Source organism: Martinezella sp. CNPSo 3732, from assembly GCF_057784515.1.
Map to the genome: position 1 here is coordinate 480,248 of NZ_JBXSOO010000002.1, position 25,678 is coordinate 505,925.

At 59.0% G+C, this 25,678-nt stretch carries 23 protein-coding genes; 16 read left to right on the forward strand and 7 right to left on the reverse strand.

All coding sequences use genetic code 11. The features are described 5' to 3' along the window. Window positions 1-9 precede the first annotated feature (9 nt). The 14 genes from nuoH to AC13RM_RS07230 all read left to right on the forward strand — a co-directional run bounded on the left by nuoH (window position 10) and on the right by AC13RM_RS07230 (window position 14,949). Entirely contained in the window at window positions 10-1,053 is a 1,044-nt protein-coding gene (nuoH, locus tag AC13RM_RS07165; protein ID WP_034507519.1) for an NADH-quinone oxidoreductase subunit NuoH, read from the forward strand. A 40-nt stretch (window positions 1,054-1,093) separates the two neighbouring features. Further along, a complete protein-coding gene (nuoI, locus tag AC13RM_RS07170) occupies window positions 1,094-1,585 on the forward strand; it encodes an NADH-quinone oxidoreductase subunit NuoI (protein WP_113233043.1) in 492 nt (163 codons plus the stop codon). A gap of 149 nt (window positions 1,586-1,734) precedes the next feature. Continuing rightward, entirely contained in the window at window positions 1,735-2,349 is a 615-nt protein-coding gene (locus AC13RM_RS07175; RefSeq protein WP_285174138.1) for an NADH-quinone oxidoreductase subunit J, read from the forward strand. A 31-nt stretch (window positions 2,350-2,380) separates the two neighbouring features. Next, window positions 2,381-2,689: an NADH-quinone oxidoreductase subunit NuoK gene (nuoK, locus tag AC13RM_RS07180; protein WP_007689961.1), complete on the forward strand. Its 309-nt coding sequence runs from the start codon at window positions 2,381-2,383 to the stop codon at window positions 2,687-2,689. A 7-nt stretch (window positions 2,690-2,696) separates the two neighbouring features. Beyond that, on the forward strand, window positions 2,697-4,691 hold the full coding sequence (gene nuoL, locus AC13RM_RS07185) for an NADH-quinone oxidoreductase subunit L (protein WP_015339515.1): 1,995 nt from the start codon (window positions 2,697-2,699) through the stop codon (window positions 4,689-4,691). Continuing rightward, on the forward strand, window positions 4,691-6,202 hold the full coding sequence (locus tag AC13RM_RS07190) for an NADH-quinone oxidoreductase subunit M (RefSeq protein ID WP_113233041.1): 1,512 nt from the start codon (window positions 4,691-4,693) through the stop codon (window positions 6,200-6,202). The genes nuoL and AC13RM_RS07190 overlap by 1 nt, the downstream gene beginning before the upstream one ends. An 18-nt stretch (window positions 6,203-6,220) precedes the next feature. Further along, window positions 6,221-7,663: an NADH-quinone oxidoreductase subunit NuoN gene (nuoN, locus tag AC13RM_RS07195; protein ID WP_113233040.1), complete on the forward strand. Its 1,443-nt coding sequence runs from the start codon at window positions 6,221-6,223 to the stop codon at window positions 7,661-7,663. Then, a complete protein-coding gene (locus AC13RM_RS07200) occupies window positions 7,663-8,427 on the forward strand; it encodes a biotin--[acetyl-CoA-carboxylase] ligase (protein ID WP_488554731.1) in 765 nt (254 codons plus the stop codon). The genes nuoN and AC13RM_RS07200 overlap by 1 nt, the downstream gene beginning before the upstream one ends. A 14-nt stretch (window positions 8,428-8,441) precedes the next feature. After that, window positions 8,442-10,115, forward strand: coding sequence for a ribonuclease J (locus tag AC13RM_RS07205; RefSeq protein WP_374816892.1), 1,674 nt, complete (start codon window positions 8,442-8,444; stop codon window positions 10,113-10,115). 24 nt (window positions 10,116-10,139) lie between these two features. Beyond that, a complete protein-coding gene (gene mce / locus AC13RM_RS07210; protein WP_374816893.1) occupies window positions 10,140-10,544 on the forward strand; it encodes a methylmalonyl-CoA epimerase in 405 nt (134 codons plus the stop codon). Window positions 10,545-10,693: 149 nt separating this feature from the next. After that, window positions 10,694-10,969, forward strand: a complete 276-nt coding sequence (locus AC13RM_RS07215) for a DUF1467 family protein (protein WP_374816894.1) — start codon at window positions 10,694-10,696, stop codon at window positions 10,967-10,969. A gap of 622 nt (window positions 10,970-11,591) precedes the next feature. Beyond that, window positions 11,592-12,914 (forward strand): proline--tRNA ligase, encoded by a 1,323-nt coding sequence (gene proS, locus AC13RM_RS07220; RefSeq protein WP_374816895.1) that lies wholly within the window; start codon window positions 11,592-11,594, stop codon window positions 12,912-12,914. 26 nt (window positions 12,915-12,940) lie between these two features. Beyond that, window positions 12,941-14,251, forward strand: a complete 1,311-nt coding sequence (locus tag AC13RM_RS07225) for a lipoprotein-releasing ABC transporter permease subunit (protein WP_285174144.1) — start codon at window positions 12,941-12,943, stop codon at window positions 14,249-14,251. Between the two features lie 14 nt (window positions 14,252-14,265). Next, window positions 14,266-14,949, forward strand: a complete 684-nt coding sequence (locus tag AC13RM_RS07230; RefSeq protein ID WP_285174145.1) for an ABC transporter ATP-binding protein — start codon at window positions 14,266-14,268, stop codon at window positions 14,947-14,949. An 8-nt stretch (window positions 14,950-14,957) separates the two neighbouring features. Here AC13RM_RS07230 and AC13RM_RS07235 read toward each other — a convergent pair whose 3' ends face one another. Both AC13RM_RS07235 and AC13RM_RS07240 read right to left on the reverse strand, forming a co-directional pair. Next, a complete protein-coding gene (locus AC13RM_RS07235) occupies window positions 14,958-15,425 on the reverse strand; it encodes a DUF5680 domain-containing protein (protein ID WP_113233033.1) in 468 nt (155 codons plus the stop codon). A gap of 76 nt (window positions 15,426-15,501) precedes the next feature. Beyond that, window positions 15,502-16,098: a hypothetical protein gene (locus AC13RM_RS07240; RefSeq protein ID WP_374816896.1), complete on the reverse strand. Its 597-nt coding sequence runs from the start codon at window positions 16,096-16,098 to the stop codon at window positions 15,502-15,504. Between the two features lie 355 nt (window positions 16,099-16,453). Here AC13RM_RS07240 and dnaE point away from each other — a divergent pair, with 355 nt between their 5' ends. Continuing rightward, on the forward strand, window positions 16,454-19,948 hold the full coding sequence (gene dnaE / locus AC13RM_RS07245; protein WP_488554732.1) for a DNA polymerase III subunit alpha: 3,495 nt from the start codon (window positions 16,454-16,456) through the stop codon (window positions 19,946-19,948). Here the strand turns inward: dnaE and AC13RM_RS07250 are convergent. From AC13RM_RS07250 to AC13RM_RS07260, 3 genes are all read right to left on the reverse strand, one after another. Continuing rightward, the gene (locus tag AC13RM_RS07250; protein ID WP_285174146.1) at window positions 19,945-21,216 is read right to left on the reverse strand and encodes a L,D-transpeptidase family protein; all 1,272 of its coding nucleotides are present in this window, start codon (window positions 21,214-21,216) and stop codon (window positions 19,945-19,947) included. The two genes, dnaE and AC13RM_RS07250, sit on opposite strands and share 4 nt — an antisense overlap. Before the next feature lie 194 nt (window positions 21,217-21,410). After that, on the reverse strand, window positions 21,411-22,454 hold the full coding sequence (locus tag AC13RM_RS07255) for a glycoside hydrolase family 25 protein (protein WP_488554733.1): 1,044 nt from the start codon (window positions 22,452-22,454) through the stop codon (window positions 21,411-21,413). A gap of 190 nt (window positions 22,455-22,644) precedes the next feature. Beyond that, a complete protein-coding gene (locus AC13RM_RS07260) occupies window positions 22,645-23,934 on the reverse strand; it encodes a DNA polymerase IV (protein WP_488554824.1) in 1,290 nt (429 codons plus the stop codon). Between the two features lie 83 nt (window positions 23,935-24,017). Here AC13RM_RS07260 and AC13RM_RS07265 point away from each other — a divergent pair, with 83 nt between their 5' ends. Then, window positions 24,018-24,596, forward strand: coding sequence for a GNAT family N-acetyltransferase (locus AC13RM_RS07265; protein ID WP_488554734.1), 579 nt, complete (start codon window positions 24,018-24,020; stop codon window positions 24,594-24,596). 21 nt (window positions 24,597-24,617) lie between these two features. On the opposite strand, the gene AC13RM_RS07270 is transcribed toward AC13RM_RS07265, so the two are convergent. Both AC13RM_RS07270 and AC13RM_RS07275 read right to left on the reverse strand, forming a co-directional pair. Further along, a complete protein-coding gene (locus tag AC13RM_RS07270; RefSeq protein ID WP_488554735.1) occupies window positions 24,618-25,265 on the reverse strand; it encodes a hypothetical protein in 648 nt (215 codons plus the stop codon). Window positions 25,266-25,267: 2 nt separating this feature from the next. Continuing rightward, window positions 25,268-25,576 carry a DUF3572 domain-containing protein gene (locus tag AC13RM_RS07275; RefSeq protein ID WP_285174149.1) on the reverse strand — a complete coding sequence of 103 codons (309 nt, stop codon included), beginning with the start codon at window positions 25,574-25,576 and terminating at the stop codon, window positions 25,268-25,270. Window positions 25,577-25,678: the final 102 nt, after the last annotated feature.

Sequence of the window (25,678 nt, forward strand, 5' to 3'; positions counted from 1 at the left end):
CAGAGGACTATGGATTCATTCGTTTCGACCTATCTCTGGCCGGCGCTGATCATGATTGGCCAGTCCCTGCTGCTCCTGGTCTGCCTGCTGATCTTCATCGCTTACATTCTGCTTGCCGACCGCAAGATCTGGGCGGCCGTCCAGCTACGCCGCGGCCCGAACGTCGTCGGTCCCTTCGGCCTGTTCCAGTCCTTCGCCGACTTGCTGAAGTTCATGTTCAAGGAGCCGATCATTCCGGCCGGTGCCAACAAGACCGTGTTCCTGCTGGCCCCGCTGGTTTCCGTGGTGCTGGCGCTCTCCACCTGGGCCGTCGTGCCTGTCGCGCAGAACTGGGTCGTCGCAGACATCAATGTCGGCATCCTCTACATTCTGGCGATCTCGTCGCTTGAAGTGTACGGTATCATCATGGGCGGTTGGGCTTCGAACTCGAAGTACCCGTTCCTCGGCGCGCTCCGCTCGGCCGCGCAGATGGTGTCCTACGAAGTCTCGATCGGCCTCGTCATCGTCACCGTGCTGCTCTGCGTCGGTTCGCTGAACTTGACGGATATCGTGCTCTCGCAGCAGACCGGCCTCGGCACCAAGCTCGGCCTGCCGGCCTCGTTCCTCGACTGGCACTGGCTGTCGCTCTTCCCGATGTTCATCGTGTTCTTCATTTCGGCTCTGGCTGAAACGAACCGTCCGCCCTTCGATCTTCCGGAAGCGGAATCGGAACTGGTTGCCGGCTTCATGGTCGAATACGGCTCTTCGCCCTACATGATGTTCATGCTCGGCGAATATGCCGCCGTCGTCCTGATGTGCTCGCTGACGACGATCCTCTTCCTCGGCGGCTGGCTGCCTCCGGTCGATATCTGGATCCTGAACTGGGTTCCGGGCATCATCTGGTTCCTGCTGAAGTCGTGCCTTGTGTTCTTCATGTTCGCGATGGTGAAGGCATTCGTGCCGCGCTACCGCTACGACCAGCTCATGCGCCTTGGCTGGAAGGTTTTCCTGCCGCTGTCGCTCGCGATGGTCGTTATCGTTGCATTCGTGCTGAAGCTGACGGGATGGGCATGATGATGTCGATCCTCGCTTCAAGCAGATTTGGAGGTTGAAGATGGCCGGAATTTCCAACGCCGTCAGCTCGCTGTTCCTCAAGGAATTTGTCGGCGCATTCTTTTTGTCGATGCGTTACTTCTTCAAGCAGAAGGCAACGATCAACTATCCCTTCGAAAAGGGGCCGGTCAGCCCGCGCTTCCGTGGCGAACACGCGCTGCGCCGTTATCCGAACGGCGAAGAGCGCTGCATCGCCTGCAAGCTCTGTGAAGCCATCTGTCCTGCCCAGGCCATCACCATCGAGGCCGGGCCGCGCCGCAACGACGGCACCCGCCGCACGGTGCGTTACGACATCGACATGGTGAAGTGCATCTATTGCGGCTTCTGCCAGGAAGCCTGCCCGGTCGACGCCATCGTCGAAGGGCCGAACTTCGAATTCGCCACCGAGACCCGCGAAGAGCTCTACTTCGACAAGGCGCGGCTTTTGGACAATGGCGACCGCTGGGAACGCGAAATCGCGCAGAATATCGCGATCGATTCGCCGTACCGCTGAGCGGAATTTTGAATATGCCGTGACGGGCGGCCAAGCGTTGCCGTCGCGGTTGAATCTAGACCGGGGCTTTGCCGGACATGGGTCCGACCGAGCCCCATCGGGCAGGGGAAACACCTCGCTGCCCGGGGGAAGACGAAAAAGGCACCAACATGGGTCTGCAGGCTCTTTTTTTCTATATCTTCGCCTTTGTCGCTGTGGCGTCGGCGTTCATGGTCATCTCGGCGCGGAATCCGGTCCATTCGGTCCTGTTCCTCATCCTGGTTTTCTTCAACGCGGCCGGCCTCTTCCTGCTGATGGGGGCTGAATTCCTGGCGATGATCCTGCTGGTCGTTTATGTCGGCGCCGTGGCGGTTCTCTTCCTCTTCGTCGTCATGATGCTGGATATCGATTTCTCCGAGCTCAGGGCCGGCATTCTGGAATACGCACCCATCGGCGCTTTGATCGGTGTCATTCTCGCCGCCGAGCTTATCGTGGTGATCGGCGGCAGCGTGATTTCGCCGACCGTTGCCAAGACCGTCGCCATGCCGATCCCGGCCGTGACGCAGCGGACAAACACCGCCGCTCTCGGCGACGTGCTTTATACCAACTACGTTTATTTCTTCGAGATCGCTGGCCTCGTTCTGCTGGTCGCGATGATCGGCGCAATCGTGCTGACGCTGAAGCATCGCACGCACATCAAGCGCCAGAACATTTCCCAACAGGTCGCCCGCACGCCCGCGACCGCCGTCGAGGTGGTCAAGGTCAAGCCGGGGCAGGGCGTCTGAGGCGAGGCACGAGGATCAAAGGAACAACAACATGGTCATCGGACTTTCCCATTACCTCACGGTCAGCGCCATCCTCTTCGTGCTCGGCGTCTTCGGTATCTTTCTGAACCGCAAGAACGTCATCATCATCCTGATGTCGGTCGAACTCATATTGCTCGCGGTCAATATCAACATGGTCGCCTTCTCGTCGTTCCTCAACGACATCGTCGGCCAGGTTTTCGCTCTGTTCATTTTGACCGTCGCTGCGGCTGAAGCAGCGATCGGTCTTGCAATTCTCGTCGTCTTCTATCGCAACCGCGGCTCGATCGCGGTCGAAGACGTCAACGTGATGAAGGGCTGATAAAGCTATGTTTTTATATAAGGCTATCGTCTTTCTTCCCCTGATTGGCGCGATCATAGCCGGCCTTTTCGGCCGTGCGATCGGCGCCAAGGCTTCGGAATATGTTACCACCGGCCTGATGATCATCGCGGCCGTCCTCTCTTGGATCGTCTTCTTCACGGTGGCGCTCGGCCATACGGATGGCCCGATCAAGGTTGAAGTCCTGCGCTGGATCCAGTCCGGCGGCATCGACGTTTCCTGGGCGCTGCGCGTCGACACGCTGACCTCGGTGATGCTGATCGTCGTGAACTCGGTCTCGACCCTAGTTCACGTCTATTCGATCGGATACATGCATCACGATCCGCATCGTCCGCGCTTCTTCGCCTATCTCTCGCTCTTCACCTTCGCCATGCTGATGCTGGTGACCTCCGATAACCTCGCCCAGATGTTCTTCGGCTGGGAAGGCGTCGGTCTCGCCTCCTATCTGCTGATCGGCTTCTGGTTCAAGAAGCCGTCCGCTTCGGCCGCTGCGATGAAGGCCTTCATCGTCAACCGTGTCGGCGACTTCGGCTTCGTTCTCGGCATCGCCGGCGTCTTCGTCCTCTTCGGATCGATCAATTTCGATGTCATCTTCGGCAATGCCCAGAGCTTCGCTTCCGGGCAGGGCGGCCAGCCGACCGATATCGTGCTCAATTTCCTTGGCATGCATCTCGATCGTGGCCACGCGCTGACGGCCGTCTGCCTGCTGCTGTTCATGGGCGCGATGGGTAAATCCGCGCAGTTCCTGCTGCACACCTGGCTGCCGGACGCCATGGAAGGCCCGACGCCGGTCTCCGCACTCATCCATGCCGCAACTATGGTCACCGCCGGAGTCTTCCTCGTCGCCCGCATGTCGCCGATCTTCGAATTGTCGCAGGATGCGCTGACCTTCGTCACCATCATCGGCGCGATTACGGCCTTCTTCGCCGCGACCGTCGGCCTCGTGCAGAACGACATCAAGCGCGTCATCGCCTACTCGACCTGTTCGCAGCTCGGTTACATGTTCGTCGCTCTCGGCGTCGGTGCTTATGGCGCTGCAATCTTCCATCTCTTCACCCACGCCTTCTTCAAGGCTCTGCTCTTCCTCTGCGCCGGCTCGGTCATTCACGCCGTCGATGGCGAGCAGGACATGCGTCATATGGGTGGCCTGCGTCCGCATATCCAGAAGACCTTCTGGATGATGGTCATCGGCACGCTGGCGATCACCGGCGTCGGCATTCCGCTGACCCATATCGGTTTCGCCGGCTTCCTCTCGAAGGATGCGATCATCCTGGCGGCCTTCGCTTCGCACAATGCAGCTGCCGGCTTCGCCTTCACGCTGCTGGTTATCGCGGCGATGTTCACCAGCTTCTATTCCTGGCGCCTGATCTTCATGACCTTCTTCGGCAAGCCGCGCGCTTCGCACGAGGTCATGCACCACGTGCATGAATCGCCGAACGTCATGCTGATCCCGCTTTATCTGCTGGCGATCGGCGCTGTTGCCGCCGGCATGTATTTCAACGCTGACTTCGTCGGCCACGCCTACGAGGAATTCTGGAAGCATGCGCTGTTCACGCTCCCGGACAACAAGATCCTCGAGGAAATGGAACATGCGCCTGTCTGGGTTGAACTCAGCCCCTTCATCGCCATGCTTCTCGGCCTCGTCACCGCCTGGTATTTCTACATCAGGTCGCCGGAAACGCCGCGCCGTCTCGCTCAGCAGCAGCGCGTGCTTTACGAGTTCCTGCTGAACAAGTGGTATTTCGACGAACTCTATGACTTCCTCTTCGTCCGCTCCGCCAAGGCGCTTGGCCGCTTCCTCTGGAAGAAGGGCGATATCGGGGTCATCGACACCATCGGCCCGAACGGCATTGCCGCCCGCGTCGTCGACGTTACCAACCGTGTCGTGCGCCTGCAGACCGGCTACCTCTATCACTACGCCTTCGCGATGCTGCTCGGTATCGCAGCCCTCGTTACCTGGATGATGCTCGGGAGTTCCCTCTGATGACCGATTGGCCCATTCTTTCAACGGTCACATTCCTGCCGCTGGTAGGTGTCGTTCTCCTGCTGTTTACACAGGACAACGGTGCCAATGGCCGCCGGAACGTCCTGAACATTTCGCTGGCAACGACCATCGTCACCTTCATCGTGTCGCTGTTCGTCTGGATCTGGTTCGACAATGCCAATCCGGGTTTCCAGATGGTCGAAAAGCATGAGTGGCTGACGGGCGGCATCAGCTACCACATGGGCGTCGACGGCATTTCCATGCTGTTCGTCATCCTGTCGACCTTCCTGATGCCCTTCTGCGTGCTCGCAAGCTGGCTCTCGGTCGAAAAGCGTCTGAAGGACTACATGATCGCATTCCTCGTCCTCGAGACGATGATGGTTGGCGTGTTCGTGTCGCTGGATATCGTGCTGTTCTACGTCTTCTTTGAAGCCGGCCTCATCCCGATGTTCCTGATCATCGGCGTCTGGGGCGGTAAGGATCGCGTCTACGCCAGCTACAAGTTCTTCCTCTACACGCTGCTCGGCTCGGTGCTGATGCTGCTCGCCATCATGGCGATGTACTGGCAGGCCGGTACGACCGACATCCCGACGCTGCTCGCTTACAAGTTCCCGCCGCAGCTGCAGACTTGGCTCTGGCTCGCTTTCTTCGCCTCCTTCGCGGTGAAGATGCCGATGTGGCCTGTTCATACCTGGCTTCCCGACGCGCACGTTCAGGCGCCAACGGCAGGCTCGGTTATCCTGGCAGGCGTGCTCCTGAAGCTCGGCGGCTATGGCCTCATCCGCTTCTCGCTCGGCATGTTCCCGAACGCTTCGGAATATTTCGCGCCGCTCGTTTTTGCCCTTTCGGTCATCGCCATCATCTACACCTCGCTGGTCGCGATGATGCAGGACGACATCAAGAAGCTGATCGCCTATTCGTCGGTCGCCCATATGGGCTACGTGACGATGGGTATCTTCGCGGCCAACCAGCAGGGCGTCCAGGGTGCGATCTTCCAGATGCTGTCGCACGGCATCGTCTCGGGCGCGCTCTTCCTTTGCGTCGGCGTGATCTATGACCGCACCCATACCCGCGAAATCGCGGCTTACGGCGGTCTGGTCAACAACATGCCGAAATATGCCGTCGCCATGATGGTCTTCACCATGGCGAACGTTGGTCTGCCCGGTACCTCCGGCTTCATCGGCGAATTCCTGACCCTTATCGGCGTCTTCCGCGCCAATACCTGGGTTGCGCTCTTTGCGGCGACCGGTGTGATCCTGTCGGCAGCTTATGCGCTCTGGCTCTACCGCCGCGTGATTTTCGGCGCGCTGGAGAAGGAAAACCTGAAGAAGCTTCTGGATCTGTCGCCGCGTGAACAGCTGATCCTCTATCCGCTGATCGCGCTGACGATCCTCTTCGGTGTCTATCCGGCTCCGATCTTCGATGCCACGGCGGCTTCGGTAGATCTGCTGGTGAACAATTATACCGCTGCCCTGCACGCTGCGCAGAATGTTGCGCTGTCGATGAATTGATGACGGGACTTATTCGACATGACTGCTGACACAATTCTTGCAAGCCTGCATCTTTCCATTCCGGAGCTCATCCTCGCGGTCGGTGCGCTTGTGCTGCTCATGATCGGCGTCTTCTCGGGCGAGCGGTCGGGACCCACGGTCACCGGTCTTGCCATCGCGGTCCTCGCGGTGGCAGGTCTCTGGATCATCTTCGTGCCGGGCGAGGGGCTGGCCTATGGCGGCGCCTACCTTGCCGACGGCTTCTCCCGCTTCATGAAGATCGTCGCGCTGGTCGGCTCGATCGTCGCCATGTTCCTCAGTATTGGCCAGGCGCGCGAGCAGCAGCTCGATCGCTTCGAGTTCCCGGTGCTCCTTTTGCTCGCGACCCTCGGCATCCTGCTGATGATCTCGGCGCATGACCTGATCTCGCTCTACCTGTCGCTGGAACTGCAGTCGCTGGCCCTTTACGTCGTTGCCGCCATCAACCGCGACAGCCTGAAGTCGACCGAAGCCGGCCTGAAGTACTTCGTCCTCGGTGCATTGTCCTCCGGTATGCTGCTTTATGGCATGTCGCTGGTTTACGGCTTCACCGGTCACACGAGCTTCGATGCGATCGCGACCGCACTCAGCGCCGAAACCCGATCGCTAGGCCTGGTCTTCGGCCTGGTCTTCGTGCTTGCGGGCCTCGCCTTCAAGATTTCCGCCGTTCCGTTCCATATGTGGACGCCGGATGTTTATGAAGGCGCGCCGACGCCGGTCACCGCCTTCTTCGCGGCTGCTCCGAAGGTTGCCGCCATGGCTATCCTGACCCGCATCGTCGTCACGGCCTTCCACCCGGTGCTTGCCGATTGGCAGCAGATCATCGTGTTCATCTCTATCGCTTCGATGCTGCTCGGCTCGTTCGCGGCGATCGGACAGCGCAACTTCAAGCGACTGATGGCCTATTCCTCGATCGGTCACATGGGCTATGCGCTCGTCGGCCTCGCCGCCGGCACCAAGACCGGTGTCTCCGGCGTCATGCTCTACATGGTCATCTATATGGTCATGACGCTCGGCACTTTCGCCATCATCATGGCGATGCGCCGCAAGGATGGCCGTCAGGTTGAAAACATCGACGATCTCGCCGGCCTTTCCGCGACCAATCCCTTCATGGCTGTCGTGCTGACGGCGCTGATGTTCTCGCTGGCCGGCATTCCGCCGCTCGCGGGCTTCTTCGGAAAGTATTTCGTCTTCGTGGCAGCCATCCAGGCGCATCTCTATGCGCTCGCCATCATCGGCGTTCTGGCTTCGGTCGTCGGCGCTTACTACTATCTGCGCGTCATCAAGGTGATGTGGTTCGATGAAGCCAAGGACGAATTTACGCGCACAGCCGGTTCGCTACGCCTCGTCTTCGGTCTCTCCGGCCTGTTCGTCATTGCCTACGTCTTCTTCGGCGGCGCAATCGGCGGTGCTGCCGATCTGGCCGCTGCGACGCTGTTTTGATGGCGTCTGACATGAATAGCCGGAAGTCGCTCGCCGACTTCCGGCATGATGCCCTTCAGGAAACCTCGTCCACAAACAGCGTCTGCCTCGAACGGGCGCGTGCAGGCGACCCCGGAAACCTTTGGGTGACCGCCGGGCGCCAGACGGGGGGACGCGGCCGCCGCGGTCGCGCCTGGGCGTCGGAAGCCGGCAATCTCTATGCATCTCTCCTTCTGATCGATCCTGCTCCCATGGACCGCCTCGGCTCTCTGCCGCTTGCGGTGGCGCTCGCCGTGCATCAGGCAGTACGCGGCGTGCTGCCGCTCGCCGCCGAGCCGGTCGAGATCAAATGGCCGAACGATATCCTGATCGGCCGCAAGAAGACCTGCGGCATCCTGATCGAGGGCGAGGCGCTGCCGGACGGCCGGTATGCGCTTGTCATCGGCATTGGCATCAACATTGCCGTCATGCCTGATAATCCGATGTATCCGGTCACATGCCTCAGGCAGCAGGGTTCCATGGTGTCACCGGAGGAATTGTTTGCCCATCTTTATGCCACGATGTCGGAGGCGCTCGGCGTCTGGAACCGTGGCAAGGGTGTTCGCGAGATCACTGCGCGCTGGCGGGAGTTCGCATGCGGCATCGGGGAAAAGATCACGGTAAACTTGCCGGATCGCTCGATTTTGGGCCATTTCTCGGGAATCGATGATAATGGCTTGTTAATGCTCGAAACCGAGGACGGCAGGATCATGCCGATCGCGGCGGGCGACGTTTTCCTTAGATAATGGTTGGGGATCAGATGGCGAAGCAAGACGAATTGGTGTTTCTGCCCCTCGGCGGCGTCGGCGAAATCGGCATGAATCTCGCGCTCTACGGCTACGGCCCGGCGGAGCAGCGCCAATGGATCATGGTCGATTGCGGTGTCACCTTCCCAGGGCCGGATCTGCCTGGCGTCGATCTCGTCTTGCCGGATATCCGTTTCCTCGCCAAGGAACGCAAGAACCTCAAGGGCATTATCATCACCCACGCCCATGAGGATCACTACGGCGCGCTCAACGATCTCTGGCCCGGCCTGAACGTTCCGATCTACGCCTCCGCCTTCACCGCCGGCCTTCTCGAAGCCAAGCGCGATTACGAAAAGTCGATGGGTGAGATCCCGGTGACGCTGTTTAAGGCTGGCGACCGCATCAATGTCGGCCCCTTCGAGATCGAAGGCGTGGCCGTCAACCACTCGATCCCCGAGCCGATGTCGCTGATGATCCGCACGCCGCTCGGCAATGTCGTCCATACAGGTGACTGGAAGATCGATCACGAACCGTCGCTTGGGCCGCTGACCGACGAGGCCCGCTTCCGCCAGCTCGGCGAAGAGGGCGTGCTGGCGCTGATGTGCGATTCCACCAACGCGTTGCGCGACGGCGTATCGCCGTCGGAAAAGGACGTCTCGGAAAGCCTGCGCAAGATCATCGAGGATGCCGAGGGCAGGGTGGCGATCACGACCTTCTCGTCGAATGTCGGCCGCATCCGAACCATTGCCGAAGCTGCCGAAGCTGCCGGCCGCGAAATACTTTTGCTCGGCAGTTCGCTGAAGCGCGTTGTCGATGTCGCCCGCGATATCGGCATCATGGAAGGTATCAAGCCTTTCATCGCCGAAGACGAATATGGCTATATTCCGCGCGACAAGGTTGTGGTCATTCTGACCGGCAGCCAGGGCGAGCCACGGGCCGCGCTTGCCAAACTTTCACGCGACGAGATGCGCAACGTCGCATTGGCGGCTGGCGATATCGTCGTCTTTTCCTCGCGCGCCATTCCCGGCAATGAGAAGGCCATTCAGGACATCAAGAACGGCTTGATCGAGCAGGGCGTGCATGTGGTGACGGATGCCGAGGCGCTCGTGCACGTTTCCGGCCATCCCCGGCGCAACGAATTGCAGAAGATGTATGAGTGGACGCGCCCGAAGGTCGTCATCCCCGTGCATGGCGAGGCGACGCATCTGACCGCCCATAAGGAATTGGCCGAACAGAGCGGCATTGCCACCGTGCCGCGCGTACGCAATGGCGATGTCGTGCGCCTTGCACCGGGTGCCGTCGAGGTGATCGGCGAGGCGCCGCATGGACGCATCTTCAAGGATGGCATATTGATCGGCGATTTCGACGAAATGGGCATCGGCGAGCGCAAGAAGCTTTCCTATGTCGGCCATGTCGCCGTTAACGTCGTGCTCGATGCCCGTTATGATATCGTCGGCGATCCCGACCTCGTGCCGATCGGCCTGCCGGCCTATGATGATGAAGGCGAGGAGATGGAGGACACGCTCTTCGACGCCATCGTCAGCGCCATCGAGAGCATTCCGCGCGCCCGCCGCAAGGATCTGAATATGCTGCAGGAGGCTATACGCCGAGCAGTGCGCGCCGCTGCCAACCAGGGTTGGGGCAAGAAGCCGATGGTGACCGTGTTCGTCACGCGCACCGGCAGCTGAGATCTGATCGAGGAGGAGAGAGCCATGCTGGGACGCATCAATCACATCGCGATCGCCGTTCCCGATATCGCCGTGGCTTCCCGAGCCTATCGTGAAATGCTTGGCGCAACTGTATCTGCGCCTCAGGCGTTGCCGGAACACGGCGTAACCGTCGTTTTCGTCGAGCTGCCGAACAGCAAGGTCGAGCTGCTCGAGCCCTTGGGCGAAGCTTCGCCCATCGCCTCCTTCCTCGCCAAGAACCCGGATGGCGGCATGCACCATATCTGTTACGAAGTCGCGGATATCCTTGTGGCACGCGATCAGCTGGCTGCCGGGGGCGCGCGCGTGCTTGGTAACGGCGAGCCGAAGATCGGCGCGCATGGCAAGTCCGTGCTCTTCCTGCATCCGAAGGATTTCTTCGGCACGCTCATCGAGCTTGAGCAGGTGTGACATCAGAGCCGGATGATTTTTGGCGGAACTGGCCTAAAATCTGAATCTGCGTTAAGTGCGCTGATCGGCGCTTTGAAAGGTGACTGCTTTGCCCCTATAAGCAGTTTGGAAGAGAAGGGGGCGAGCAGGCTCGTCTCGAAGGGAGCACAATGGCACAGCAGATTGCCGCCGGTTTCGCCGTCTATTTCGTCATCTGGTGGATTACGCTTTTCGCCGTCCTACCCTTTGGCCTGCGCACTCAGGCCGAGGATGAGCATGTCATCCTGGGTACGGTCGAAAGCGCGCCGACGAAATTTCGTGCCTGGAGGGTCGTGCTCGTTACCACGCTGGTATCGGCCCTTATTTATGGCGCCTGGTATATCGCCTCGCGTTATTTCGGGCTGAGTATAGATTCCATTCCGCAGATCGTTCCAAGCTACAAGTGATCTATGAAAACTGTAGATTAAAGGTGCCTGGAATGCGGGCACCTTGTGATGGCCATCAATTCTTCACACGCTTGTCATGAGCGTGGCGCAAAGAATTTACAGGCTGTGTATATTATTTCAGCAGAAGCATGAGCCGAGTGTTTCGGGCAAATCTCTGGACGATCGAGGCTGAGCTGAGAAAGCAAAAAAAAACAAGGCTATAAGCCTTGTTTTAAAGTATCGCGTGATCCTTATCCGTTACCGGGGCAGCGAACGAGCGCGCCTAAGATCTGATCCTCCCAAGACTTGACCGCGAAACGACAAGAATTTAGCCTTCCTGCCTCTTTTGTAAGCTAAAATTAGCTCAAACATTGAGCTTTGTCATCCTTTTTTTTGCTTTTTTGCTACAGTCGCGCAGAATTTTTCTGTTGACGAATTTCCGTCGTAAATCCTTATAAACGTGCGCTTTTTCGAAACATCGAAAATAGTCTCTATCCCCTGTATTCTCAGGCTTTTATCAAATTCTTCTATTGAAGAATGCGGGTTTCCTTCCTGCGCCGAAGCAGTTATGAACTGCCTCCAGTACATAATTTGCTAACGATTCCGCCGCGAGCGGAACGTCAAACCATCTGGAACAAGCGTCATGCGTCTGTCTCGTTACTTCATGCCCATCCTGAAGGAAAATCCCAAGGAGGCTGAAATTGTTTCCCATCGGCTCATGCTGCGCACCGGCATGATCCGGCAGCAGTCGCAGGGCATCTATTCCTGGCTGCCATTGGGCAAGCGCGTGCTGGACAAGGTCAACAAGATCATCCGCGAAGAGCAGAACCGCTCCGGCGCCATCGAACTGTCGATGCCGACGCTGCAATCGGCTGAGCTTTGGCAGGAAAGCGGCCGCTATGACGCCTATGGCAAGGAGATGCTGCGCATCAGGGACCGGCAGGATCGGCCCATGCTCTATGGCCCGACCAACGAGGAGATGATCACCGATATCTTCCGGTCCTACATCAAATCTTACAAGGACTTGCCGCTGAACCTCTATCACATCCAGCTGAAGTTCCGTGACGAGATCCGTCCGCGTTTCGGCACGATGCGCTCGCGCGAATTCATGATGAAGGATGCCTATTCCTTCGATCTGACACAGGAAGGCGCCGTGCATTCTTATAACAAGATGTTCGCCGCTTACCTGCGCACCTTCAATCGCCTCGGCCTGAGAGCTATCCCGATGCGCGCGGATACCGGCCCGATCGGTGGCAATCTCAGCCACGAATTCATCATTCTCGCCGACACCGGCGAGTCGGAAGTTTTCTGCCACAAGGATTTCGTCAATTTCGACATTCCCGGCGAAGACACCAATTTCGATGATGTCGCCGGCCTGAAGGGGATTTTCGACAAGTGGACCTCGGTCTACGCCGCCACCTCGGAAATGCATGACGAAGCCGCCTTCAACGCGATCCCCGAAGGCGAACGCCTGTCGGCGCGCGGCATCGAGGTCGGCCACATCTTCTATTTCGGCACGAAATATTCCGAGCCGATGGGTGCGAAGGTACAGGGTCCGGACGGCAAGGAACATGCTGTCCACATGGGATCTTACGGTATCGGCCCGACACGCCTTGTTCCCGCCATCATCGAAGCATCGCATGACGAGAACGGAATCATCTGGCCGGCTTCGGTCGCGCCTTTTGACGTCGTTGTGATCAACATGAAGGCTGGCGATCAGGCCTGCGACGAGGCTTGCGAAACAGTCTATGCCGCGCTGTCGAAGGCTGGCAAGGACGTGCTGTATGACGATCGCGACGAGCGCGCCGGAACGAAGTTCGCCACGGCCGATCTGATTGGCGTGCCCGTGCAGATCATCGTTGGCCCGCGTTCGATCGCGGGCGGCGAAGTGGAAGTCAAGGACCGCAAGACCGGCGCTCGCGAGACGATGACGGTCGAGGCAGCGATCAATCGGCTGGCAGGCTGATTGACGATACAAAGGATGAAAGGCGAATGGCGGTGAGCGCGGCAGTGGAACAGCAGGAAAATTCGTTCAAGGCCGGCCCATCGTCTCGCCCGTTTTCCGGTTTCGAACGGCTTGTGGCTTGGCGTTATCTGCGCTCCCGGCGCAAGGAAGCCTCGATTTCGGTCATTGCCGGCTTCTCTCTGGTCGGCATCATGCTCGGCGTTGCGGCGCTGATCATTGTCATGGCCGTGATGAATGGGTTCCGTGCCGAACTCTTCAAGCAGATTCTCGGCTTCAACGGTCATGTCGTTGTTCAGCCGATTGATTCGCCATTGAACGACTATGCCGATCTGGCGAAGAAATTTTCAGCAGTTCCTGGCGTCACGATGGCCTTGCCGCTCGTGGAGGGCGAAACGCTCGCCTCCGGCCGCGGCGGCTCCGGCACCGGTGCATTGGTGCGCGGCATCCGCGCGGAAGATCTGACCAAGCTCAAATCGGTCTCGGATCACGTCGTTTCCGGAGATATAGTCGGCTTCGCTTCGGGACAGGGTGTTCTTGTCGGCAGCCGGCTGGCCCGGCAATTGGGTCTGACGGTCGGCGATCAGATCACGCTCACGGCGCCGGATGGCGACGTCACGCCCTTTGGTGTCAACCCGCGCGTCAAAGCCTATACGATCTCCGGTATTTTCGAAGTCGGCATGTCGGAATATGATTCCTCCGTCGTCTTCATGCCGCTCGAAGAAGCGCAGGTTTTCTTCAATGCTGAAGGCATTGTCGAGAAGATCGAGCTCTTCATCACCAATCCGGATGACGTCGATCAACTGCGCCCGAAGATCGAAGAGGCGGCCGGCCGGCAGATCTTCCTGACGGACTGGCGGCAGGTCAACGCCACGTTCTTCTCGGCCCTGCAGGTCGAGCGCAACACGATGTTCATGATCCTGACGCTGATCGTTCTCGTCGCCGCGCTGAACATCATTTCCGGCCTGATCATGCTGGTGAAAGACAAGGGCAGCGATATAGCTATCTTGCGCACCATGGGGGCGACATCAGGCGCGATCATGCGCATCTTTTTCATGACAGGCGCGGCGATCGGCGTCGTCGGAACGCTCGCTGGCGTCATCCTCGGCGTTCTGGTTTGCCTCAATATCGAATCCATACGCCAGTTCTTCTCCTGGATTTCGGGCACCGTGATTTTCAATCCGGAGGTTTATTTCCTCAGCAAATTGCCGGCCCAGATGAATCTCAGTGAGACCATCTCCGTCATCGTGATGGCGCTCACTCTATCCTTCCTTGCCACCATCTTTCCGGCCTGGCGAGCCTCGCGGCTCGATCCGGTGCAGGCGCTGCGCTACGAATAAGGATATTTCATTTGATGAAACGCAACGTCGTTCTCCAGCTCTCTGGCGTGGAGCGTCATTACGGGCAGGGAGAGACGAGCCTGTCGATCTTGAAGGGGGCCGATTTCACCCTGCACAGCGGCGAGATCGTTGCGCTCGTCGCGCCGTCAGGCACGGGTAAATCGACGCTTCTGCATGTGGCGGGGCTGCTGGAGCATCCGGATGGAGGCGAAGTGCTCGTCAACGGTCAGGCCTGCGAAGGCTTATCCGACGACAGGCGTACAGCCGTGCGCCGCAGCGAGATCGGCTTCGTCTATCAGTTCCACCACCTGCTTCCGGAATTCTCGGCGCTTGAGAATATCATGATGCCGCAGCTCATTTCCGGGCTCTCGCGTAAAGATGCGAGCGAGCGCGCTGCTCAGCTTCTCGACTACATGCGCATCGGCCATCGCGCCGATCACCGTCCCGCCGAGCTCTCCGGCGGCGAGCAGCAGCGCGTCGCAATCGCCCGTGCCGTCGCCAATGCGCCGCTGGTGCTGCTGGCGGATGAGCCCACGGGCAACCTCGACCCGGCAACGGCGCATTACGTCTTCGATGCGCTGGAAGCACTGGTGCGTCAGTCAGGCCTCGCAGCATTGATCGCCACGCACAATCACGAACTCGCCGCCCGCATGGATCGCCGTGTCACCTTGAGCGAAGGCAAGGTGGTCGAAGTCTGATCGCCCCGTCATGGAACGATCAGGCCACCGCGATAATCCAGCTCATAGGCTTTGTGCTCTTTCACCATGATGGCTTCGTGCCCGATAAAGTGGTCGCATGATCCGGTGCTGCGGTCGATATAGCGGCCGTAGACATGTTCGAATTCGAAGCCGCCTAAAAAGCGTTTTTCATCCTGATAGAGGCGCAGAAGTGCAGCCTTGATGACCATGCCGGCGCGCGTTCCGTCGATCAGATCGGGCTCAACGATATGGCCGAAATAGTTCATGGCCCATACCGGCTGGTCGTCATGCCAGACGAGTTCCTGCCCCGCGAAATCTGTGCCGCCGAAATAGCTGTCGAGATAGCGCCAGCGGTCGCTCGTATAACCGATGTCATGCGAGCCGCTTCGGCATGACGGCAGCCTCTCGCCGTCACCGACATAGGTCTCGGCTTTGGCGGCGACAATAAAATCGTTCAGCTCGGCAAGATCCGGCATGGCCCTCTCCATTTTTGGTGAGCGGCCAAGATGCCATTCAATGCGAGATTTGTAAAGAACAAAAAGAGAACGCGCGCTAGCGATGGCTGCTTTCGCAGGCCTTCTGACCGATATCATCCTGCCAGTCCTGTATACTGACGGTCTTGGCATCGGCCTTCAGCGTCTTGTCGTCCTTGGTTACCCTGCCGGTCAGAACGTTGTAATCGCAGCTATAGCTGTTACCGGCTTCGAGGTTGTCACGAAAATCGTAGCCATAGCCGGCAACCAAAAATGCGCTGTTGCGGTAGGCGAGCGTCAGCGTTTGATGCCATCGGTCGCGCCCGATAGCATCGTTCTGCGAGGTGATCGCGATTGAACCGTTCGGCAGTGCGGCGATCGATGGTTCCTGGCCGTAGATGCCATCAGGCTCAGCGCGGCCCCATACCTTATCAGGGGCGGCGGCGGCCAACTTGAGCAGCTCATGTTCCTTGTCGCGGAGATAGATATAGATCCCGATCTCATAATCGGCATGGTCATTCGGCGGCATCGTCACCAGTAACGCAAGGTCCGGCTTACCGTCCTTGTTCCAATCGCCGATCGCCGCGTCAATGATGCGGTCGGAAGCAATGGTTTTTTCGGCGCGAGCCGCGATTGCGGTCAAAAGAAGAATGAGAGCGCAGCCAAGTGACTTCATCGTGATCTCCCGGTTTGCCTTTGCATAGCGCCCGGCCGCGCCGGCGTCCATTGCAGGCTAAAAAGTCGCCTGATGAAATTTCTTGATCCATCTATTGACTCTCGAACAAAAATAGAACAAAAAAAGAACATAACGAGTAAGGAGCGCCTAAATGACCGACATTATTCGAGACGTTGCAGCATTCACTTCCATCGTCATGTTCGTTGCCAGCTTTTCCCTCATCATGATGGCAATGTAAATTTTATCCCCCGTTTGCACATGCTGTTCCCATATTTGATGGGAGCAACTTCTGGACTTTACGGTCCGCAATGCCGAAAATGTCGCTGATTCATTCAGGCGTGCGGAAAGGTATGAAATGGCGGATGCAGGTGGCAGCGGCGCGGCAGCGCCGGTCGGCGAAATGCCGGAATTCGTGCACCTCAGGGTTCATTCTGCCTATTCTCTGCTAGAGGGCGCATTGCCGCTCAAGAAGATATTGGCCAAGGCGGCTGGGGACAGTCAGCCGGCCATTGCCATCACCGATACCAACAATCTGTTCGTTGCTCTGGAATTCTCGCAGAAGGCGATGGATGAGGGGCTGCAGCCGATCATCGGCTGTCAGGTATCGATCGATATGGAGGATGGCGGCGAGGGCGAGAAGCGTGGGCCGCAGCAGGCTTTGGCGAAGCTGCCGTCCATCGTGCTGCTTGCCGCCACCGAACAGGGATATGAGCGCCTCGTCGATCTCGTCAGCCGTGCCTATCTCGGCGGCGAAGGTAACCATGCCGTTCACATTACAGCCTCATGGCTGGACGAGATCGGTACGGAAGGATTGATCGCGCTCACCGGTTCGCTGACCGGCCCAGTCGATATGGCGTTGAAGGAAGGCCATGCGCCGCAGGCGCTTTCCCGGCTTTTGAGGCTGAAACAACTGTTCGGTGACAGGCTTTATCTCGAATTGCAGCGTCATGGCACCTATGATCGTCGCCACGAGCAGAAGATGATCGCGATGGCTTACGAGCATGAGATTCCGCTCGTTGCCACCAACGAAGCCTTTTTCCCGGCGCGCGACGATTATGATGCGCACGACGCCTTGATGGCGGTTGCCCACAATGCCATCGTCTCGGACGATACGCGGTTCCGCCTGACGCCGGATCATTATCTCAAGAGCCGTGCCGACATGGCGAAGCTCTTCGCCAACTTGCCGGAAGCGCTTGAGAACACGGTCGAGATCGCCCGTCGGTGCTCCTTCGTGTTGAAGACACGCTCTCCGATCCTCCCGCGCTTTACCGGGGCGACGGACGATCCCGAAGAGGCTGGACGCGCCGAGGCGGCCGAGTTGCGCGCCCAGGCAATCGAGGGTCTCGAGCAGCGTCTCGCCTCGCTCGGCATGGCGCCGGGTTACGAGGAGAAGGAATATCGCGACCGCCTGGAGTTCGAACTCAGCGTCATCGAACGCATGAAGTTTCCCGGCTACTTCCTGATCGTTGCCGACTTCATCAAATGGGCCAAGCGTCATGATATCCCCGTCGGCCCAGGCCGCGGTTCCGGTGCGGGTTCGCTGGTCGCCTATGCTCTGACCATCACGGACGTCGATCCGCTGCGCTTCTCGCTGCTGTTCGAGCGCTTCCTCAACCCGGAACGCGTCTCGATGCCGGACTTCGATATCGACTTCTGCCAGGATCGGCGCGAAGAGGTGATCCGCTATGTGCAGGCCAAATATGGCCGCGAGCAGGTGGCGCAAATCATCACCTTCGGTTCGCTGCAGGCGCGTGCCGCCTTGCGCGACGTTGGCCGCGTGCTGGAAATGCCCTACGGCCAGGTCGACAAGATCTGCAAGCTGGTGCCGAACAATCCCGCCAATCCGACGCCGCTGAGCAAGGCGATCGAGGAGGAGCCGCGCTTGCAGGAGGAGGCGGACAAGGAGCCGGTCGTCGCCCGTCTTCTCGATATCGCCCAGAAGATCGAAGGTCTCTATCGCCACGCCTCGACACACGCCGCCGGTATCGTCATCGGCGACCGTCCGCTGTCGAAGCTCGTACCGATGTATCGCGATCCGCGCTCCGACATGCCGGTCACCCAGTTCAACATGAAATGGGTGGAGCAGGCTGGGTTGGTGAAGTTCGACTTCCTTGGTCTTAAGACGCTGACCGTCCTCAAGACCGCCGTGGATTTCGTTGCCAAGCGCGGCATCTCGATCGATCTTGCCGGCATACCGCTCGACGACAAACCGAGCTATGACATGCTCTCGCGCGGCGAGACGGTCGGCGTGTTCCAGGTGGAAAGTGCGGGCATGCGCAAGGCGCTGATCGGCATGCGTCCTGACTGCATTGAGGATATCATCGCGCTGGTTGCCCTCTATCGTCCCGGTCCGATGGAGAATATCCCGGTCTATAACGCCCGCAAGCACGGCGAGGAAGAGATCGAGTCGATCCACCCGAAGATCGACTATCTTCTGAAGGAAACCCAGGGCGTTATCGTCTACCAGGAACAGGTGATGCAGGTCGCCCAGGTGCTTTCCGGCTATTCGCTCGGCGAAGCGGATCTTCTGCGCCGCGCCATGGGTAAGAAGATCAAGGCGGAGATGGACCAGCAGCGCGAGCGCTTCGTCGACGGCGCCATCAAGAACGGTGTGTCGAAGGGGCAGGCCGACGTTATCTTCGATCTGCTCGCCAAGTTCGCCAACTACGGCTTCAACAAATCGCACGCCGCAGCCTACGCCATCGTCTCCTACCAGACCGCCTATATGAAGGCACATTATCCGGTGGAGTTCCTGGCCGCGTCGATGACGCTCGATATGTCCAATACCGAGAAGGTCAACGACTTCCGCCAGGATGCCAAACGGCTGGGCATCGAGGTCATCGCCCCCTCTGTGCAGACTTCGTTCCGCCATTTCGAGACCGGCGACAATCGCATCTATTATGCACTGGCCGCCATCAAGGGCGTCGGTGAATCCGCCGTCGACCATATCGTCGAGGTGCGTGGCGACCAACCCTTCGCCGGCATCGAAGATTTCTGCCTGCGCATCGATCCCAAGCAGATCAACCGCCGCGTTCTGGAAAGTCTGATCTGCGCCGGCGCTTTTGATTGTTTCGAGATCGACCGCGCCCAGCTGATCGCCGGCCTCGACCGCATCATGGGCTATGCCCAGGTGGCACAGGAAAATAAGCGCAGCGGCCAGCATGATATGTTCGGAAGCGCGGCCTCCGGCCCGGAAAAGATCGTGTTCCCGCCCTATACGCCCTGGCTCGCCTCGGAGCGTCTGCTGCGAGAATTCCAGGTGCTCGGCTTCTATCTGACGGCACATCCGCTCGATACCTATAAGAGCGTGCTCGACAAGATGCGCGTGCAGCCTTTCGCCGATTTTTCCGCCGCGGTGAAGCAGGGTGCCAGCAACGGACGTCTCGCTGGTACTGTCATCTCGAAGCAGGAGCGCAAGACGCGCACCGGCAACAAGATGGGGATTTTCGTCTTCTCTGATGCTTCAGGCCAGTTCGAAGCCGTGCTCTTCTCGGAAACGCTCAACCAGTATCGCGACGTGCTCGAAGTCGGCAAATCCTTCGTGATCACGGCCCAAGCGGACGAGCGCCCGGAAGGCATCAGCCTGCGCCTGCAGACGGCACAGTCGCTGGAGGAGAAGTCGCTGCAGATGCAGAAGGCGCTGCGCGTCTACGTCCGCGATTCAGGCCCGCTGAAAGCCGTTGCCGCGCATCTGAACACGAAAGGCGACGGCCTCGTTTCCTTCATTGTCATCAAGGAAGAGGGCTTGCGAGAGGTCGAGGTGGCACTGCCGGAGAAATATCGCATCACGCCTGAAATCGCCGCTGCCTTGCGCACGGCACCCGGCGTGATCGAGGTGGAGCTTGTTTAACCTTTTTTACCAAGCGCACCGTTGTTGGTGATCGTAATGAAATCGGTCTCGTTGCCCGTTTCCGGTCCGACGCCGGTATCGGAAATCGTCAGCGACGATCCCGCGGTCAGCAGATCCTCGATGCGGTGACGGATATCGTCAGGAATGGTGATGCGATTAAGCGCCTGTCCCGCTGCGTCGAACGATTGCGATTGTTCCTCGCTGGTGATGCCGTAGCGCTTCTTCGTCTGCTTGCTCAGATCTTCCTCGAGCGTCATGCCGAACCAGTCGGCCTTGCCGCTGATCCGGTCGATCGCGTTGGCGGTGAAGAAATGCACGCCGAGCGCCTCCTGCGGCTCGGCAATGATGGCCGGTCCTTCGAAGAGCGGCTTGAAGTTCTGCCGGACCATGATCGCGCCGTTCGGCGGTTCGCCTTTGCCGGCCGCGGCATAGACTGCCTTCATCAGCGCGGGGCTGACGAGGCCGCCCGTCGTCTTGATGTCATGCGCCTTCTTGAAGTCCTCGATCGCCTGCACTGTCGCAGGCCCGAGCATGCCGTCGGGTGTTCCGGTGATAAAGCCCATGCCATTCAGGATTCCCTGCAGGTCGCGGACGTTTTCTCGCAGACCACGTCGGGTGATGAGGATGCTGAGCGGCGCGGGATCGGCTGGCAGCGCCATGGTTTCCTGCGCCTTCGGTATCTGGATCGAGGTTACGTCGTTCGTCGCGACCTGCAGCTGTTGTGCCTGCGGCAGGAAGCTCGCGGTCATCGGACGAAGTTCGATGCCGGAAAACAGCGCCGGCGGCGGAGCTGGCAGCGGCTGGAACAGCATCGAATTTTCGAAGGGCTGCGGCACCAGCGGCTGATTGGCGATGACGACATGCACGCCGCGCTCGGTCATCTGGTAAAGCATCTTGGCAAAGGCCTTCGGCATGCGCACGCAGCCATGGGACGCCGGATAATTCGGCACCGAGTTTGATTCGTGCAGCGCGATTCCCGACCAGGTCAGCCTCTGCATGAAGGGCATGGGCGCGGCCGAATAGAGATTGGACTCGTGATAGACCTTCTTTTCCAGAATGGAGAAGATACCGCTCGGCGTCGTGTGGCCGCGCTTGCCGGTGGAAACCTTCGAGGTCGCGATCACCTTGTCACCGTCATAAACCGCAAGCGACTGCCTGTCTTTCGACACCACGATCTGCAAGGTGCGGGCATCCGGCGCGGCAAAGACGGGATGGTAAAGGGCGGTGGCTGACACCAGCGCGAGCCCCAGCAACAAAAATGGCTTCATAGATACAACCAAAACGCAATACTCGTTGTACGTGAGGTTAGACTTCGAAGTTTAAGGAAGACTTGCCGAAACCTAATGCCTTCCCGCGTCCATAAAAGCGTGAGTTCGCCAAACGCTAGCCCAATGCAGCATCGCCGAAGCGGAGCGTTCAAACTCTGCTTCGGCGATGATTGAAAACTTGAACTGACAAGGAATCAGTGGACGCTGGACGCCACCCAGTTGTGCCAGTCCTGCTCGCTGCCGTGGAAGGCGTTAAGGTCGATCCTGCCTTCGACGCCGTGGGATACACCGGAGCTGGAATATTGCCAGAACAGCCATTTACGGCCCGGATAGACCTTGGACGGATGTTGAGCCACGGCGCGCAGCCAGAAGGGATAGTCGAGTAGCTCGCCGCTCAGATTGTCGCGATAGAAATCCGGAGCCGTGTAGACGATCGGGCGTTGGCCGTAATGCTTTTCCAGCTTGTCCATGAACACCTGCATCTTGGCGAGAACCTGCTCACGCGAAGGACGCCGCTTGCAGCTCGACTCGCCGTTCCATTCGACGTCGATGACTGGCGGCAAAGCACCAGCTTCCTTCGGAACATTGCGGATGAACCAGTCGGCCTGCTCTCCGGCAGTCCGGCACCAATAGAAGAAATGATAGGCGCCATGCTTCAGGCCGGCCTGCTGGGCGGCCCGCCAGTTCTTCTTGAACATGGGATCGAGATGATCGCCGCCATCGGTCGCCTTGATGTAGACGAAGTTCGCACCCTGGGTGCGCAGCGTATCCCAGTCGATCTCGCCCTGCCAGCGCGAGACGTCGACGCCATGGACGGCGAGCTTCCGAGGCGAGGTGGACGTACCGAAGTTGATAGGCTTGGCATCGCGGAAGCGATGGCTATAGATCTGCATCGGCTGCTGCCGCAGGGCGCGGGGCACCGGATTCGATGGCGAGAGCATGGCGAGCGGCCGTTGCAGCGGGACTGGTGCGTCATCGTCTCCACTCTGGTCGGAGGGCATAAGTCCCTCAGGCCGGAGATTCGTCGGCATCGCGACCGCGAGCGCTTGCTGCCGCTCGACACGCGAAACGGTTTCGCCGATTTCGACCGAAGGCACGACCCTACTGGTCTTTGTGATGGAACCGGTCAATTCTTTCGAAGGCGGGGCGGCTTGCGCGGCTTCGCGCTCACCTCGGGCGGCGCAGCCTGAAATCGTCAGGCAGGCGAGAAAAATGGTCGATACAGCCAATAGACGCATAGGAACCCGTACGCAAAACACCAGAGGCGACGAGTTCACGCCGCCGGAAAGTTACAGAATCCAAGTCCTAATGGAAATTTACCAAAAAAGTTTGAATCCGAGCTTTCTCGCGCGAAAGAAACGCGCGCGGGCTGCGATTATTTGGGCCACTGCCAAAAATCTCCATCTGGTGACTTGTGTTAAATAATTGTTATTTATGGTTTTTGTCACCAAACGTGTAGCCGGTTTCGACAGTCTTGTTGCCGAATTTTTCTCGCAGCTTGTCCATGGCTGCTTCCGCAGCGGCCCGTCGCGTGGCCTGAACGTCGATAAGATCGGGCGGATCTGCGCGCCCGGCATCGCCAAGATCGGTGACGCCGATACCGATGAGACGGAATTTCGTGCCGTCCGTTTCGGGTTCGAGCAGCCTCAGACCGGTGCGGAAAATCCGGTCCGCCAGTTGGGTCGGATCTTCCAGCCGACGATTGCGTGTGCGAATCTTGAAATCCGAGGTTTTCAGCTTCAGCACGACTGTCTGGCCGGCAATGCCGCTGCGCTTCAGACGTCGTGAAACCTTCTCGGAGAGGTCGCGCAGGATCGGCACGAGATCCTCATGGCGCCAGATGTCTTCGAAGAAGGTGGTTTCGGAAGACACGCTTTTCGCCGCTTCGTTTGGATGCACAGTTCGGTCGTCGATCCCGCGCGAGAGGCGGAAAAGCCGTTGGCCGATCACACCGTAACGGCGCATGAGGTCGCCTTCCTCCATGGCCTGCAATTGACCGATGGTGCGAATGCCGTCGCTTTCCAGCGTCGCGGCAAAGGCCTTGCCTACTCCCCAGATGGTCGTGACCGATCGTGGCTCGAGAAAGGAGAGGGCCTCTTCCTTGCCGATAACGGAGAAGCCTCGCGGCTTTTGCAGGTCGGAGGCCACTTTGGCGAGGAACTTGCAGTAGGAAAGCCCGACGGAGATGGTAATGCCGATTTCCTGCTCCACCCGCTTGGCGAACTTGGCGAGGATGCGCGCTGGCGGATCGTGATGGAGCCGCTGTGTGCCGTCGAGCTCGAGAAAGGCTTCGTCGATCGAAAGCGGCTGAACCAGCGGCGTCAGGTCCTGCATCATGCCTCGAACTTCGCGGCCGATGCGCACGTATTTCTCCATATTGGGCCGGATGACGACGGCCTGCGGGCACGCTTCCAGCGCCTTGAACATCGGCATGGCGGAGCGCACCCCATGGATGCGGGCGATATAACAGGCGGTGGAGACGACGCCGCGCTTGCCGCCACCGATGATAACGGGCTTGTCGGCCAGCTCCGGATTGTCGCGTTTCTCGATGGAGGCATAAAAAGCATCGCAATCGATATGCGCCAGCGTCAGTGCGTAGAGTTCCCGGTGGTAAACGAGGCGAGGGCTGCCGCAGCTCCGGCAGCGCATGCGCGTGGCCGATTGCTCGCTCAAACAATCGCGACAGAAGCCGGAGATATTGTCGGGCGCATGGGTCATCGAGCGAGAACAAAAATTGAACATCGCCACTTTATGATCTAAGCTCACGAGTCTCAAGCTGGAAAACCGCCGGGGAGGCGCGAGTGCAGAACTTATTCGTGCAGCCATTGACTTCGGATCGCTGGAACGATTTCGAGGCGCTCTTTGGACCAAGCGGCGCTTGTTATGGTTGTTGGTGCACCTATTTCCGTGTCCCGACATCGCAGCGCAAGACGATGGACGCAGCAGCAAAGAAGCAGTTGATCCGCGAGCGAATCTCGATCGGGCCGCCGCCCGGTCTTCTGGGCTACAAGGATGGGCAACCAATCGCCTGGGTGCAGGTTGGTCCGCGTGCAGAGTTGCCGCAATGGAACTCGCCGAAAACGGTGTCTCGTCCGCTCGATCCAGCCGATGCGGAAGATAGTTCCGTCTGGGCGGTGAGCTGCTTCTTCATAAATTCGAAGGATCGCGGCAAGGGGCATAGCCATCGCATGCTGTCGGAAGCCGTGAATTTCGCCCGCGCCTCCGGCGCACAGCTGTTGGAGGGCTGTCCGATCGAGCGTACGAAGCAGTCGAAATCCGTAGGCCTCTATGTCGGTTCGCAGCGCATATTCGAGGCCGCCGGATTTTCCGAAGTTGCGAAGCGGAAAGATGGCAGGCCTCTGATGCGCCTGGTCCTTTGAAAGGTGATGGTTCCGGTGAGGTCAGCGCGCGATGTGAGCCTGGATCAGCGGCGCTGCCTGGCCCCATTCATTGGCTTCCGGAATACCCGCGGCGGCGGCCGGCGCCATGCGGTGGACAATGGAATCCGGTTTCAAATTGATGAGGAGGCACTCCGGAACATGCTCGCTGACCGAATGCAGGTTGTGGGCCATGTCGTCGACGAAGGCGACGGGCGTTTCGCGCTGTCGATGAAGCGAACGCACGATCGGCCCCTTCGGCCGCAGCGACGCGAGCAACGGATAGGCAAGCTCGAGTCTGTCGAGGAGCCGCCGTCTCTGCTCCCAGAATTGCGGTGGCATGGCCGTGAGGAAAACGATGTCGGCGTCTTTCGAGAATTCGCCGAGCGTATCGACAACGCGATCAAGCGGTGTCTGCCATTGTTCCTGCGCCTCGAAGAAAGCCTCGATCAGCCGGTGAACGTCCTTTTCTTCCAGCGCGGAACCATTGGCCTTGGAGACGATGTTGCCCGTCAGCCGGAAGGAACGCGGCAGGAATTCATGGCCTTCGGCGTCGATGAAGGTCAGGAAGGGCGCAAAGAAATGCAAGACAACATCGTCGACATCGCAAACGATCAACGGCCGCTCCTGCAGCCGGATATGCGATACGTCGAATTCGATCGGGGCATCCATGATCAGTATTCTCCAGAGGCAAGGCCGGGCGGCGAAAAATGCGCCGATGCGGTAGCGACGGCCTCCGGCGGAATGCCGCTGGCCTCGCAGAAGGCCAGCAATGTCGGTTCGTGGTTCATGAGGAAGTCGAGCATGCCGGCAAGAAAGGCGGGCTCGTTGATGGCGTTACGCACCTGTGCCGGCTCTACGCCGGTCAACGACAGGAAGCGGCCGAACATATCCGGTTCATTGGCAAGCCAGCCGAGTACGGCAATGGCAGTCTCTTGCGGGTCGGCCGCGCTCTTCTTCGGGTTCTTGAAGTTACTTTGCATTTTGAAGGGTGAGTTACCTATTTTTCAACCAAATGCCGGTAGTTTGCGATTCAACTATTTCTGGAATCGGTTCCTCGCGACCCTATATTTCGAGAGAATGGA